We start from the raw sequence: 14509 nt of genomic DNA on the forward strand, positions 1-14509 counted from the left end.
CTGTTGGAAGCCACGCCATGAACCAAGCCGTACTCGGTCCGACCTCGCTTGCCGCTGATCCGGCCTGGCGTGTCGCTCTTCCCACCCTGGTCTTGACCTTACTGCTGATCCTGCTGCTCTTTCGCGAGACGGCGTTGACGATGGCCGGTATCTGGGAGCGCTCGGACACCTACGCGCATGGTTTTATCGTGCCGCCGATCACGCTGTGGCTGATCTGGCGGAGTCGTTCCAGTCTGGCCGTGCTGGCGCCCCGGTACAGCTTTCTGGCGGTGCTCCTGTTTGCCGGCGTCGGCTTTGCCTGGCTGCTGGGCGAGGTCGCAGCGGTCAATGCGCTGTCCCAGTTCGCACTGGTGGCAATGCTGATTCTGGCCGTTCCGGCAGTCCTCGGCTGGGAAGTCGCACGACGCATTGCCTTTCCGCTGTTTTTCCTGTTCTTTGCCGTCCCGTTCGGCGATTTCACGATGCCCAAGCTGATGGAATGGACCGCGCATTTCACCATTCTAGGCTTGCGTTCCTCCGGTATCCCGGTACATGCCGAAGGCCTGAGGTTTGTGATTCCAACGGGCAGTTGGTCAGTGGTCGAGGCCTGTAGCGGCGTTCGCTACCTGATCGCTTCGGTCACCGTCGGGACGCTGTTCGCCTACCTCACCTATCGCTCGCTAACGCGGCGGCTGCTTTTCGTTCTCGTTTCCTTCCTGGTTCCGATCATCGCCAACTGGGCGCGCGCCTACATGATCGTCATGATCGGCCATCTGTCGGGCAACAAGCTGGCGGTCGGCGTCGACCATCTGATCTACGGCTGGCTCTTTTTCGGTATCGTCATCCTGGCCATGTTCTGGATCGGTGCGCGCTGGCGCGAGGACGAGTTCGAGGACCCGCCGCAGGCGACGGCGATCACCGCGGCGCCCGCAGTTGCGGCGACTTCGCGTTCCCTGGTCGCGGCCGTAGCCACCGTCCTGGTGGGCGGCTTCTGGAGTTTCGCGCAAGTGCAGATCGAGGATCATCGTGCACCGCAGATCGGTCAGACGGCGCCCGTGGGCGCGATTCCTGGCTGGCAGGCGAGCGATTCTCGCTTGTACGGCTGGCAGCCAAGCTACGAGAATTACGCGGCGAGCAGCCAAGCCAGCTTCGAGAAAGACGGGCACCTTGTTGGGCTCTTCCTCGCCTACTACCGCAACCAGGACGAGCAGCACAAGCTGGTCAGTTCGACCAATGTCCTGGTCAGCAACAACGATCCGCGGTGGGCGAAAGTGGGCGGCGGAACGCGTGCGATTCCTTTTGACGAACAGGAACTCAAGGTGCGCACGGTAGTGTTGCGCGGACTGCCGTCGCTACGGATGCTGGTTTGGCAGTGGTACTGGGTCAACGGGCGCTGGACTGCCAGCGAGGTCATGGCCAAAGCCTACCTGGCGCTATCGCGCCTGACCGGCAATGGCGATGATTCGGCGCTGATCGTCCTGTACACGCCGCTGGATGGCGGCGATAGCGGGGAGGCGCTACTTGAAGACTTCGTGCGTACCGCCGGACCAGCCATCAATGCCGCGCTACGGCAGACCCTGGACGGCCAATGACGGTCGCTGCGGACCGACGTCCGCTGGTGGTCCATGTGGTGTTCCGCTTTGACGTTGGTGGTCTCGAGAACGGAGTGGTCAATCTGATCAACCACATGCCGCGCGAAGCTTATCGTCACGCGGTCATTTCACTGACCGAGATCACCGACTTCAAGCGCCGCATCGTTCGTGACGACGTCAGCTTCATTGCGCTGGGCAAGCCGCCCGGTCACGCGCTCTGGATCTATCTGCGCTTGTGGCGACTGTTACGTAGTTTGCGCCCGGCCATTGTGCACACTCGCAACCTGGCCGCGCTGGAAGTGGCCATTCCGGCCTTGGCGGCTGGTGTGCCGGTACGGATCCACAGTGAGCACGGCCGTGATATCGGTGACCTCGACGGTTCGAACAGGAAAAACCAGTGGCTGCGCCGTTTGTATCGTCCGTTCGTGAACCATTACATAGCGCTGTCGCGTGACCTTGAAGACTATCTGACTTGCCGGGTCGGTATGTCGCCGACCCGTGTCGCGCAGATTTACAACGGCGTCGATGTGCAGCGTTTTCATCCCCTCAGCTCACGCCAGGCGATTGCCGGCTGCCCGTTTACCGATGCGGACTGCTGGCTGGTCGGTAGTGTGGGGCGTATGCAGTTGGTCAAGGATCAGACGACATTGGCGCAGGCGTTCATCCGCGTACTTACGGACTTTCCCGAACTGAGGAGTCGTCTGCGGCTGGTGATGATCGGTGACGGCCCGCTGCGAGCGCGGGCGCAGGCGATGCTCGCAGAGGCCGGCGTAACCGGTTTGGCGTGGTTGCCGGGACAACGTGACGATATTCCCGAAATACTGCGTGGTCTGGACTGTTTCGTACTGCCCTCGCTGGCCGAAGGCATCTCGAATACCATCCTCGAAGCGATGGCCAGCGGTCTGCCGGTGATCGCGACGAATGTCGGCGGCAATGCCGAATTGATCGAAGCAGGCCGCTCTGGGGAACTGGTTGGTGTCTCCGATGCGGCGGCGATGGCGCAGAAGATCGCCCGTTACGCGAACGATCCGCAGCAGGCGCGTGCCGCCGGGGTGGCGGGGCGGGCCAGAGTCGAGCAGCACTTCAGCCTGCAAGCGATGAGCGGGCGTTACCAGGGTCTCTACGACCAACTGCTGAGCGCGAATGCCGGCAAGGGCCGGCCGCAAGGCTTTGATTCACCCCTAGGCGACGGCCGAAAAAAGCGACAAGGAAACTGAAGCAAATATATGTGCGGAATAACTGGAATTTTCGATACCCGTGGCCGGCGTGACATTGATCGTCGTGTCCTTTCGCGGATGAACGAGTCGCAGCACCATCGCGGCCCCGACGAAGGGGGCTTGCACCTCGAAGCGGGCGTCGGCCTGGGCCATCGCCGGCTCTCGATCATCGACCTTTCCACTGGCCAGCAGCCGCTCTACAACGAGGATCAGAGCGTTTGCGTGGTGTTCAACGGCGAAATATACAACTATCAGCAACTGATCCCCGAACTGCAGGCGCTGGGTCACGTTTTCCATACGCGCAGCGATACCGAGGTCATCGTCCACGCCTGGGAAGCCTGGGGCGAGGACTGCGTGCAACGTTTTCGCGGCATGTTCGCTTTTGCCCTCTGGGATCGCAACCGCGAGACGCTTTTTCTGGCGCGCGACCGGCTGGCGGTCAAGCCGCTCTACTACGCCTTGCTGCCCGATGGCATCTTACTCTTTGGCTCCGAGCTCAAGTCGCTGCTGGCGCATGGTGGGCTGGCGCGCGATATCGACCCCCTGGCGGTCGAGGAATACTTCGCTCTCGGCTATGTCGCCGAGCCGCGGACGATCTTTCGTCAGGCCAGGAAACTGCCGCCGGCACACATGCTCAGCGTCCGTCGCGGGCAGCTGCTGGCCGAGCCGAAAGCCTATTGGGATGTGCGCTTCAGCCTCGAATCGTCAGTCGATATCGAGGAAGCCTGCGCGCAGCTCAACGACAAGCTGCGCGAGTCAATTCGCCTGCGCATGATCTCGGAAGTGCCGCTTGGCGCCTTCCTGTCGGGCGGCGTCGATTCGAGCGCGGTGGTGGCATTGATGGCCGGCCTGTCGGCTGAGCCGGTCAATACCTGCTCGATTGCTTTTGACGACCCGGCCTTCAATGAAGCCGCCTTTGCCCAACAGGTGGCCGATCGCTACCGCACCAACCACCACTGCGAACTGGTCGCCAGCGATGATTTCGATCTCATCGACACCCTTGCCCGGCTGTACGATGAGCCCTATGCCGACAGCTCGGCGATCCCCACCTACCGTGTGTGCCAATTGGCACGCAAGCACGTGACCGTGGCTCTTTCGGGCGATGGCGGCGACGAGACTTTCGGTGGCTATCGTCGTTATCGAATGCACCTGATGGAAGAGCGGCTGCGTTCGGCGCTGCCGCACTGCGTGCGGCGGCACGTCTTTGGCGTGCTCGGGCGTGTTTACCCGAAGGCCGATTGGGCGCCGCGCGTGTTCCGCGCCAAAACCACTTTCGAAGGCATGGCCAGAACCTCGGTCGAAGCTTATTTCCATTCGGTGTCCATCCTGCGCGGGCCGATGCGCACGCAGCTGTTTAGCGATCGCTTCCGCAGCGAGCTGAGCGGCTACAGCGCTGAAGAGGTCTTCCGCTCACATGCCGGCCGGGCTGACACTGATGATCCCCTGGCGCTGATCCAGTACCTTGATCTCAAGACCTACCTGGTTGGTGACATCAACACCAAGGTGGACCGCGCGAGCATGGCGCACTCGCTGGAAGTGCGCGAACCCCTGATGGATCATGAGCTGGTGGAATGGATGGCGACGCTGCCTGCTGCGTTGAAGGTGAGTGGTCAGGAGGGGAAGTATCTGCTCAAGAAGGCGATGGAGCGCAAGCTGCCGGAAGACATCCTGTATCGTCCAAAGATGGGTTTTGCAGTGCCACTCGCCCGCTGGTTCCGCGGCCCCTTGCGCGAGCGCGTCCGGGAGGCAGTGCTCGGTCCGCGTCTGGAAGCAACCGGCTGGTTCAATCAGGATTACCTTAGACATCTACTAGATGCTCATCAGTCGGGAGTGAGCGATTACAGCGCACCGCTGTGGACGATTCTTATGTTCGAGGCCTTTCTGCGCAATGTGCTTGACGCGCCGGTCGAGCAAATTGTCATCGCCACAGAAGCTCAAGCATCGAGATGAGCCCACGATTTGTTCCATGAGCAATATTCTCTATCTCGTCCACCGCCTCCCGTATCCGCCGAACAAGGGCGACAAGGTCCGCTCGTACCACTTGCTCAAGCACCTGGCTGCACGCCACCGGGTGTTCCTCGGTACCTTTGTCGACGACCCGCAGGACGAGGCTTATGTCGATGTCGTTGCGGAGTCTTGCGCGCAGATGCACGCCGTCCGGCTCTCTCCCAGGATCGCCAAGCTGCGTAGTTTGAGCGGCTTGCTGACCAAGCAGCCGCTGACGCTTTCCTATTACCGCAATGCCGACTTGCAGGCCTGGGTTGATCGCACCCTGCGCGAACAGCGAATCGACGCGGTGGTCATCTTTTCTTCGGTGATGGCGATGTTTGTCCAGAGGGTGTCACAGCACAAGCTGGTCGATTTTGTAGACGTCGACTCGCTGAAATGGACGCAGTATGCACCGCGACACCGCTGGCCGATGTCCTGGCTCTACCGACGGGAGGGGGAGCGATTACTGGCTTTTGAACGTTCGGTGGCCGCCCACGCTGCGCGATCGTTCTTTGTCACCCAGGCCGAGGCCGACTTGTTTTGCAGCTTTGCGCCGGAGTGTGTGGGTAGCGTCGAAGCGATGTGCAACGGCGTCGACGCCGATTATTTTTCGCCGCAACATGACTTGCCGGTCCCGTTCGACTCGCAAGAATTGCCCCTGGTGTTCACCGGCGCCATGGACTACTGGCCGAACATTGACGCCGTGACCTGGTTTGCAAAGGATATATTGCCGCCTTTGATGCGGATTTTGCCGACCGTGCGCTTCTATGTCGTTGGACGCAGTCCTACCGCAGAGGTACAGGCTCTGGCCAACCATCAGGTTGTGGTGACCGGAACCGTCCCGGATGTGCGGCCGTACCTGCGGCATGCCGCGGTGGTCGTTGCTCCCTTGCGTCTGGCGCGTGGCGTGCAGAACAAGGTTCTTGAAGCCATGGCCATGGCCGTGCCGGTGGTCGCTTCGCAGGAATGCTCGACGGCCATTGACGCCGTTCCCGAGCGCGACTTCCTGACGGCAGGGACTATTCCACAGTTCCTTGCGCAGCTTAAGGCGATACTTGGGGAGCCAGACCGTGCGCGAGCAATAGGAAAGGCGGCACGAGAACGCATCCTGGCGCGCTACAGTTGGGATGCCCATCTGTCCATCATTGATCACTATCTTGAGCCGTGAAATCCTTGTCGTTACTCAGTACACTGCGCTGCTCGCCTGATTTCTCCGGAGCACCCGGCAGTTGCCTGCTTCCTGTTTGGCGGGGCAGCATGGGGGCGCGGCGATGAGCACACGCGTCCTGCACATCCTCGATCACTCAATCCCACTGCACAGTGGCTACACTTTCCGGACGCTTTCACTTCTGCGTGAGCAGCGCCGGCTGGGCTGGCAGACCTTTCATCTCACCTCTCCGAAGCAGGTCGACTGCCAAGTGGGCGAGGAAACGGTGGACGGCTGGCACTTCTACCGCACGGCGGCTCCGTCGCTTGCCGGTGTGCGCCTGCCCGGCATTGACGAACTGGCGATGATGCGCCAGATTGAGCAGCGCTTGATGGTAGTGGTCAAGCTCGTCAAACCGGATATCCTGCACGTCCACTCGCCGGTACTGAATGCCATTCCAGTGTTGCGAGTTGGCAAGCGCCTGGGATTGCCGGTGGCCTATGAGGTCCGCGCCTTTTGGGAAGATGCGGCAGTGGATCATGGAACCACCACCGAGGGCAGCCTCCGCTATCGCCTCACGCGGTGCCTCGAAACACATGCCCTGAAGCGCGCTGACCATGTGTTCACGATTTGCGAGGGCCTGCGCAAGGACATCGTGGCGCGCGGCGTCCCGGCGGAGAAAGTGACCGTGATTGCCAATGCCGTCGATATCGACTCGTTTTCTGTCGGCGGCGAGCCCGACCTGGCGCTCAAGGAGCGTCTGGGCCTGCAAGGCGCGACCGTCATTGGCTTCATCGGTTCCTTCTACGCCTATGAAGGGCTTGATCTCCTTCTCGATGCGCTGCCCCGGATTCTCCGCGAGCGCCCGGAAGTGCGCGCGCTGCTCGTCGGCGGCGGCCCTCAGGAGCAGGCCCTGAAGCAGCAGGCCGCCCGACTTGGTTTGACCAGGCAGGTGGTGTTTGCCGGTCGCGTCCCACACGCCGAAGTGCAGCATTATTACGATCTGGTCGACGTCCTGACCTACCCTCGCCATTCAATGCGCCTCACCGAACTGGTGACACCGCTCAAGCCGTTGGAGGCCATGGCCCAGGGACGTATCCTTGCTGCCTCTGACGTCGGAGGGCATCGGGAGTTGATCAAGCATGATGAGACTGGAATGCTTTTCAGCGCAGGTGATGCAAGAGCTCTCGGCGACACGGTTCTCGAACTGCTTGACAAGCGCCAGGACTGGCCCCGTTTGCGTTCTGCCGGACGGCAGTTCGTTGAAAGCGAACGCAGTTGGCGGCGTTCCGTCGAAAGCTATGTGCAGCCTTTCCAACGGCTGCTCGGGTGAACCCGGTGGACGTGACTAAGCCCATATATCGTGTTGGGTTGGTCGGGCCTCTGCCACCACCTTCTGGCGGCATGGCTAACCAGACCAGGCAGCTCGCCGAACTGCTCAGGGGGGCCGGTGTTGATGTTCGCTTGGTGCAAGTGAACGCGCCCTATCGACCGGCGTGGCTTGGACGGATACCGCTACTGCGTGCGTTCTTCAGGCTGATCCCTTATCTGGTCGCACTTTGGCGGCTTGCTGGCGGCTGCAATGTGATGCATGTGATGGCCAATTCGGGATGGTCTTGGCATCTTTTTGCGGCCCCTGCGGTGTGGATCGCCTATTTGCGCGGAGTTCCCGTCGTGGTGAATTATCGTGGTGGAGAGGCCGAACAGTTCCTCCACCGCTCCGCCGGCTTGGTGCGATTGACCATGGCGCGTGCGGCAATTCTCACCGTCCCGTCCGGCTTTCTTCAGGACGTCTTTGCTCGTTTCGGCATCCGCGCCGAAGTGGTGCCAAATATCGTCAATGTTGACCGCTTCAGGAATGACGAGCGAAGCAAAGGGGTTTCTGGGAGCTCAGGCTGTCGTCTTCTGGTGGCCAGGAATCTGGAGAAGATCTATGACAACGAGACGGCTATTCGTGCTTTTGCCTTAGTGCTTGCGCGTTACCCCGAGGCGACATTGACCATTGCCGGTTCGGGTCCGCAAGGCGAAGCGCTGAAGAAGCTGGTTGATGGCCTGGGCTTGGCGGCGGCGGTTGTCTTCAGCGGTCGCCTCGAACCTTCGGCGATGGCGGATCTTTACCGGCATGCTGACGTGGCGATCAACCCGAGCCTGGTAGATAACATGCCCAACTCCGTACTCGAGGCTTTGGCTAGCGGCGTGCCGGTGGTAAGCACCCATGTTGGTGGCGTGCCCTATATGGTGCGCGATTCCCATACGGCATTGCTGGTGCCAGCTCGTTCACCAGAGTCGATGGCTGACGCTATTCTGCGCGTGATCGAAGACCAGCCCTTGTCAGCGCGTCTGATCGTGAATGGCTTGAACGAGGTACGGAAGTACACGTGGGAGTCAGTCTGGCCGCTCTGGGCGGATATTTATCAACGGGCGATCAGCCGCAGCGCTTGCCGAAAGGGCTGAGATGAACGTCCGCATGTCGCTGGCGCCGGTGACGCGGAAGTCGTGACACAGTTCCTCGTTACCGATGCGCCACGGGAATACTCTGTGGCGGCCCTTCGGGTTTTTCGCAAATTTTCTAGACGGTCGTCGTGATGTGTCAAGTCCGTGCGCGGGCGCCGATACGGCAGTCGCGAAAAGCTGGCAGGCGATGAAAGTCATTTGACAGTGCTATCGAGTCGGTATTGACGATTGCTGGCAAGACGTCAGCCATCGAGAACGGTATGGCCTAATGGCACGAGGAGAAGTCAGCGGAAGCGTGGTGTTCGCTGACGATCACAACTGCCCCTTGATCCGAATTGCAGGTAAGCTGATATGACTCGCTTTTCCGAAACATTGCTGCGCAAGTACTCCGAAAACATAGCGTATCCCTACCGACTTCATGGAGAGTGCGTTGACTCCATGCAGCGCCCAGATGCTACGCCTCTGGACGCTGCAGGCGGGCACGCGGTGTCGGTTCTGAAGAAATGCTTCGAAGGTGCACAGTGCCTGATTGGCGCCCAACTTGTGACCACGTTCAACGCGGTCTCTAGTGGCATCGAGAGCCGCGACGCCATTCCGCGAGCAACAGGCTGCGTTGTTGCACGCAGGCTTCGTGCCGGCCACCGACCCTTTGCAGCGAGGAGAAGCTCTTGAGTCTTTACACAACGATTTGCGCCGGACTGCTGTTCCCACTGCATGAACGCCTGAAAGGGCACGACACCGTCGCCGTGCGCCGCAGGCTCGAAGACAGTCAATGGTGGTCGGCGGAGAAAATCGCCGACGATCAAGCAAGGCGCTTGCGGGAATTCCTGGTCGATATCGGGCAGCGTGTTCCCTATTATCGCGAACAGTTCAAACGTCTCCACTTTGACCCGCGGGGGCTACGTACAACAGGCGACTTGTCGGCGCTGCCGCTACTCAGCAAACCGGATATTCGCGCCAATGTCGAGCGCCTCAAGGCGGACGGCCATGGTCCACTGGCCCGCTTCAACACCGGTGGCTCCTCCGGCGAGCCGCTGATTTTTTACATGGGGAAAGGGCGAACGACTCACGACGTGGCTGCCAAATGGCGCGCTACACGCTGGTGGGATGTCGATATCGGTGATAAGGAGTTGGTCGTCTGGGGTAGCCCGATCGAGCTTGGCGCGCAGGATCGTATTCGGCGGCTGCGCGATGGCTTGCTGAGAAGCCATCTCCTACCGGCTTTTGAAATGTCGCCGGTAAACCTTGATCGGTTCGTCGACGCAATCCGTGCTGCTCGCCCATCTATGTTGTTTGGATATCCGTCGAGTCTTTCGCTGATTGCTGCGCATGCCCGGCAGAAGGACATGGATGTGAGCAGGCTGGGTATCAAGGTCGTTTTTGTTACGTCCGAGAAGCTCTACGACGATCAACGGGCGGTTATCAGCGCGGTTTTTGGCTGCCCTGTGGCCAACGGCTACGGTGCTCGCGATGCGGGATTTCTTGCTCACCAATGCCCGTCCGGAAGCCTGCATATCAGTGCCGAAGACATCCTTATCGAAACGCTGCGCCTGGATGGCACGCCGACCGGACCCGGAGAGGCCGGGGAGATCGTTGTTACGCATCTGGCGACCGCAGATTTCCCGTTTGTTCGCTACCGTACCGGCGATGTTGGAATCCTCGGTAACGAGAGCTGTGCCTGCGGTCGCGGCCTGCCGGTCCTGCAAGAAATTCAGGGGCGAAGCACCGACTTCGTGGTTGCCCATGACGGCACCATAATGCACGGACTAGCGCTGATTTACAGCGTTCGCGATCTTCCAGGAGTCGAACGTTTCAGGATCGAGCAGCTATCGATCGAGCAGACCGTAGTCAAGGTCGTTGCAGGACCAGCATTTGACCGGGCTGCAGAGGCGCGCATTGTGCGGGACTTCAAGGCGCGCTTGGGGGATGCGGTGGATATTCGGGTAGAAAAATCTCACGGCATCGCTAGCGAAGGCTCCGGGAAGTTCCGCTACGTTGTCAGTCACGTGAAGACGCCCGGGGTTGCTCAGGAAGTCACACGTGCGTGATCTGCTGATACTCGGCATCGTCTTTGGCGCCCTGCCGTTTGCACTTCGTCACACATGGATCGGCGTCATGTTGTGGACCTGGATCAGCATTATGAATCCTCATCGGCTGGCCTTCGGTTTTGCACACGACGCGCCACTGGCCGCCGTAGCGGCGGGTTCAGTTCTCGTTTCGTTGGTATTGACGCGCGACAAGCTGCGCATGCCGTGGACTCCTCCCGTCGTCGTCTTATTCCTTTTCGTTGGCTGGATGTGTCTGACTACGGTGTTTGCGTTTGATCCCGCCGGATCTTGGCAGCAGCTTGACAAGGTTTTGAAGATCCAGTTGATGACTGCCATTGCTTTGCTGGCTCTTCAGGAGCGGCGACATATTGAAGTGTTTATCTGGGTCAACGCTTTATCCTTAGCGTTTTTTGGTGTTAAGGGTGGGTTGCACACTATTATCAATGGAGGGGTTTCTACGGTTTGGGGCCCTGCCGGGTCATTTATCGAGGATAATAATCACCTTGCGGTTGCTCTTATAATGGCTATTCCACTTCTTAATTTTTTGCGGATGATTGCTACCCGTCGAGCTGTACGTCTCGGACTCCTCGCTGTTATGGTGTTAACAGCTGTTAGCGCAATTGGGTCTCAGTCGAGAGGGGGGTTGTTGGCAATCGTCGCCATGAGCATCGTTCTTTGGTATCGATCCAAGAGAAAGCTGTTCTTTGGGGTGGTTATGGCGATTGTCGCTGTCGGGATTGTTTCTTTTATGCCTGATTCGTGGGATAGTCGAATGTCAACGATAGGGGAGTATGCGGAGGATAGATCTGCGATGGGTCGTATTCACGCTTGGCTATTTTGCTTCAATTTGGCCAACCATAACCTCACAGGAGGAGGTTTTAATATTTACAATCCCGGTCTTTTCACGATATATGCTCCTCCCGAAGCCGTAGGATTCAGAGTTGCGCACAGCATCTACTTCTCTGTGCTTGGCGAGCATGGTTACATCGGCCTGTTCCTCTTCGGGCTGATTTGGTGGCTATTGTTTCGCGTGTCTGGAAGAGTGCGCCACGAAGCCAGAAAGCGGTCAGAGACAGAGTGGGCATATGATCTCGCCGGTATGTGCCAGGTTTCCTTGGTTGGTTATATGGTAGGTGGCGCATTCTTGCAGCTTGCCTATTTTGACCTGCCCTACAACATTCTTGTCATTCTGGTGGTTACGCAGCGTTGGTTGAGTGAATATTCCGAGAAGAGTGATAATTCCGGCGCGTTTGCTCGGGCCAATCCGATCCAGCCACTGGGGTCAGTGACGGCCACTCAGGACGCATTGAAATGATAGTGAAAACTTTGACGCATCTTTTGTCCCCTGCAGGGCCAGGGGGGCGATTGTCGATATTGATCTTTCATCGTGTACTGGCACGCAAGGATCCGGTCTTGAACTGGGATCTGGATGCGGTCGAATTTGACCAGATTCTTGGATGGCTAAAATCGTGCTTCAATGTCCTGCCTCTTGATCAAGCAATTTCTCGGCTCAATGACCGTTCGCTTCCGGCGAGAGCTGCGGCGATCACATTTGATGATGGTTATTCCGATAATTTCACTGTCGCTATGCCGATCCTAAGGTCGCACGGTTTAGTGGCGACATTCTTCGTTGCCACGAGTTATGTCGACAGTGGGCGAATGTGGAACGATACGGTTATTGAAGCGGTTCGGCGTTGCACTAAGGAAACGCTTGATCTTTCGAGCGAAGGTCTTGGCGTCCACGAGTTGAATTCGCCAAACAATATCCGTCAGGCAATTACAAGCATTCTCGGCAGTATCAAATATATGAGCCCGAAAAAGCGATTGGCGACCGTCGATTACATCGCAGCAACGAGCGGCAGACCTTTGCCAGTGGACTTGATGCTCTCGTCTGACCAAGTGAGGATGATGCGGCGAGCAGGTATGGGCATTGGAGCACATACCGTCACACATCCAATTCTTGCCAAACTGGAGTCCGACGAGGCGCAGGCCGAGATTCTTGAGAGCAAACAATTCCTGGAGTCGTTGCTACAGGAACGCGTCGGGTTGTTTGCCTATCCTAACGGGAAACCAAATGTCGACTATTGCGTTCGCGATGCGGAGTTTGTGCGACACTTGGGCTTCGACGCTGCCGTCACAACGGCCCCAGGCGTGGCTGATTTCAAAAGCGATCGGATGCAGTTGCCACGTTTCACTCCGTGGGATCGCACCCGTTTTCGCTTCGGTGCGAGGCTCTTAAAAAACCTGGCGCAGAACTCAAGCTTGCGATCGAGACAGTGTGTCGATTAGCATAAGTCATGGCGCTTTGAGCGATACCACAAAGGCGAAGAGTATCGCCATGTGGACTGGATTTTCTATCACGACCGTCTCTCGAATACGGGTGGCTGTTCTAAATGGCGCCCTTGCGCTTAGGGCGCATGATGCACCTGTTCATATTTAATCTCCGACTGGCCGCATGTCTTTAGGCCACAGATACTCTTTGGTGAAGCTACGTTGCTATTTGTCATTCTCCGCTTGTTTCCCCCATTGTTCCTCTGCCGCGAGCGTGTGCGATGACCGATGACCTGAGGAGCCGCGTCGTGAGAGCGGTCGGTGCGACCAGCGTGGGCGGTTGGCTCGCCAAAGTGGTCTCTTTGCTTTCCACTCTTGTGCTCGTACGCTTGCTGACCCCCGAGGACTTCGGCTTAATGGCTATCGCGACCACCGTCGCTGGCTTTGTCGGTTTCTTCAACGAGGTCGGGATTGGTGCCGCTATTGTTCAGCGCAAGGAGGTTGGTGAGGGGGAAATCAATGGCTGCTTCGGGATCGCCTTGCTTGCGAGTGCCGCGCTTTGTGGGATCACCATAGCGATGAGTTGGCCTGCCGCGAGCTTTTTCGACATGCCCAAGTTGCAACCGGTATTGGCAATACTGGGGTTCGGCTTCTTTTTCGGCGCGCTGAATACGGTGCCAAGTGCATTGTTGCGGCGACAGCTGCGGATGCAGGCAGTTATGTGGAGAGGCGTTGTCGGCGCGATATTGCAGGCCATCGTTGCCATTCCTGTCGCCTGGCTTGGCTGGGGCTACTGGGCATTGGTATTCGCTTTCTTTGTTGGACAGACAGTGACGATGATTTGGCTGTGGCTCGCTGTCGACTGGCGCCCGACATTCCCGATGCGACTACGCGAGGGCGCATCATTGCTCAACTACGGCCTCAGCGTGACCTACACGCGAGTGCTGTGGCACCTGTATATGAACGTCGATAAGATAATTGTTGGCAAGCTGCTCGGCGCCCAAGCGGTCGGCGTCTATGATGTTAGTCGCTCGCTGGTTAGCCTGCCGACTTCGCAGATAACAGGCTTGGTGACCAGCGTTGCGTCGCCGGTTTTTGCGCGGGTACAGAACGACGTAGAACGTCTGGGCGCAGTGTTGTTGCGCTTCACCGGCGGACTTACCTATCTGACTGCCCCGGCGCTTCTCGGTATCGCTGCCACTGCGCCAGAGTTGGTCTCGGTGTTTCTGGGCCCGAAATGGGTGGCAGCCGTTCTGCCAATGCAGGCACTGTGCGTCAGCGAACTTGTTGCGGCTACCGTCAGCAATCTACAAGCGCAGGTTCTTATTTCAACCGGTCGCGTGAATGAACTTGTTCGCTTCACCTCGCTATGTGCGGTCGTGATGCCGTTGGCGTTAGGAGTTGGTGCTTGGCAGGCTGGCCTGGTTGGAACCGCGCTGGCTTGGGCGTGTGTGTATCCGCTTTTAAGTGTTCTGCTTGTGAGGAAGGCGCTGCGTGCTTGCGGACTCAAGGCCGGGCAATTGTGGCGCGTCATGCGACAACCACTGTTCGGCGCATTGTTGATGGTAGCCTGCGTGCAGGCAAGTCGTGCAGGGCTGCACGTACTGAATGCGTCAGATGTCGTGGTGCTAGGTGTGAGTATCTCTACCGGGGTTCTGACCTATCTGGGTTACGTGGCGTTCTTTGATCTTCGCGGCCTGGCTGAAGCCCGGCAGGTGCTAACCGACTTCGGTGTCCCAACTCGATACCTTGACCGCTGGCCCTTTAACCGCGCGCTTCCTTGATGTTGGTGAGGGAGATGTTGAGTTGCCC

At 58.7% G+C, this 14509-nt stretch carries 10 protein-coding genes; all 10 read left to right on the plus strand.

Annotated features, from left to right (window positions below; all coding sequences use genetic code 11):
* The first annotated feature begins 17 nt into the window (after positions 1-17).
* The 10 genes from xrtA to V5B40_RS22005 all read left to right on the plus strand — a co-directional run bounded on the left by xrtA (position 18) and on the right by V5B40_RS22005 (position 14481).
* Positions 18-1571: an exosortase A gene (gene xrtA / locus V5B40_RS21960; RefSeq protein WP_332356553.1), complete on the plus strand. Its 1554-nt coding sequence runs from the start codon at positions 18-20 to the stop codon at positions 1569-1571.
* Positions 1568-2788, plus strand: a complete 1221-nt coding sequence (locus V5B40_RS21965; protein WP_332356554.1) for a TIGR03088 family PEP-CTERM/XrtA system glycosyltransferase — start codon at positions 1568-1570, stop codon at positions 2786-2788. The genes xrtA and V5B40_RS21965 overlap by 4 nt, the downstream gene beginning before the upstream one ends.
* 9 nt (positions 2789-2797) lie before the next feature.
* The gene (locus V5B40_RS21970; protein ID WP_332356555.1) at positions 2798-4738 is read left to right on the plus strand and encodes an XrtA/PEP-CTERM system amidotransferase; all 1941 of its coding nucleotides are present in this window, start codon (positions 2798-2800) and stop codon (positions 4736-4738) included.
* Between the two features lie 16 nt (positions 4739-4754).
* The gene (locus V5B40_RS21975; protein ID WP_332356556.1) at positions 4755-5945 is read left to right on the plus strand and encodes a TIGR03087 family PEP-CTERM/XrtA system glycosyltransferase; all 1191 of its coding nucleotides are present in this window, start codon (positions 4755-4757) and stop codon (positions 5943-5945) included.
* 103 nt (positions 5946-6048) lie between these two features.
* Positions 6049-7257 (plus strand): TIGR04063 family PEP-CTERM/XrtA system glycosyltransferase, encoded by a 1209-nt coding sequence (locus tag V5B40_RS21980; protein WP_332356557.1) that lies wholly within the window; start codon positions 6049-6051, stop codon positions 7255-7257.
* 71 nt (positions 7258-7328) lie between these two features.
* A complete protein-coding gene (locus V5B40_RS21985; RefSeq protein WP_332356558.1) occupies positions 7329-8378 on the plus strand; it encodes a glycosyltransferase family 4 protein in 1050 nt (349 codons plus the stop codon).
* Between the two features lie 668 nt (positions 8379-9046).
* Complete coding sequence (locus V5B40_RS21990; protein ID WP_332356559.1) at positions 9047-10426, plus strand: phenylacetate--CoA ligase family protein; 1380 nt, start codon at positions 9047-9049, stop codon at positions 10424-10426.
* Positions 10419-11741, plus strand: coding sequence for a putative O-glycosylation ligase, exosortase A system-associated (locus tag V5B40_RS21995; protein WP_332356560.1), 1323 nt, complete (start codon positions 10419-10421; stop codon positions 11739-11741). Before V5B40_RS21990 ends, V5B40_RS21995 begins: the two co-directional genes overlap by 8 nt.
* Positions 11742-11839: 98 nt before the next feature.
* The gene (locus tag V5B40_RS22000) at positions 11840-12715 is read left to right on the plus strand and encodes a polysaccharide deacetylase family protein (protein WP_434735902.1); all 876 of its coding nucleotides are present in this window, start codon (positions 11840-11842) and stop codon (positions 12713-12715) included.
* 263 nt (positions 12716-12978) lie between these two features.
* Positions 12979-14481: a lipopolysaccharide biosynthesis protein gene (locus tag V5B40_RS22005; protein WP_332356562.1), complete on the plus strand. Its 1503-nt coding sequence runs from the start codon at positions 12979-12981 to the stop codon at positions 14479-14481.
* Positions 14482-14509 lie beyond the last annotated feature (28 nt).

The sequence above is a fragment of the Candidatus Accumulibacter meliphilus genome (genome assembly GCF_036625345.1).
GTDB classification, from domain to species: Bacteria; Pseudomonadota; Gammaproteobacteria; order Burkholderiales; family Rhodocyclaceae; genus Accumulibacter; species Accumulibacter meliphilus.

Bases quoted from the DNA above. Each gene is read 5' to 3' on its own strand.
- V5B40_RS21970 (WP_332356555.1), top strand. From the start codon at position 2,798: ATGTGCGGAATAACTGGAATTTTCGATACCCGTGGCCGGCGTGACATT.
- xrtA (WP_332356553.1), top strand. From the start codon at position 18: ATGAACCAAGCCGTACTCGGTCCGACCTCGCTTGCCGCTGATCCGGCC.
- V5B40_RS21985 (WP_332356558.1), top strand. From the start codon at position 7,329: ATGGCTAACCAGACCAGGCAGCTCGCCGAACTGCTCAGGGGGGCCGGT.
- V5B40_RS22005 (WP_332356562.1), top strand. From the start codon at position 12,979: ATGACCGATGACCTGAGGAGCCGCGTCGTGAGAGCGGTCGGTGCGACC.
- V5B40_RS21980 (WP_332356557.1), top strand. From the start codon at position 6,049: ATGAGCACACGCGTCCTGCACATCCTCGATCACTCAATCCCACTGCAC.
- V5B40_RS21975 (WP_332356556.1), top strand. From the start codon at position 4,755: ATGAGCAATATTCTCTATCTCGTCCACCGCCTCCCGTATCCGCCGAAC.
- V5B40_RS21965 (WP_332356554.1), top strand. From the start codon at position 1,568: ATGACGGTCGCTGCGGACCGACGTCCGCTGGTGGTCCATGTGGTGTTC.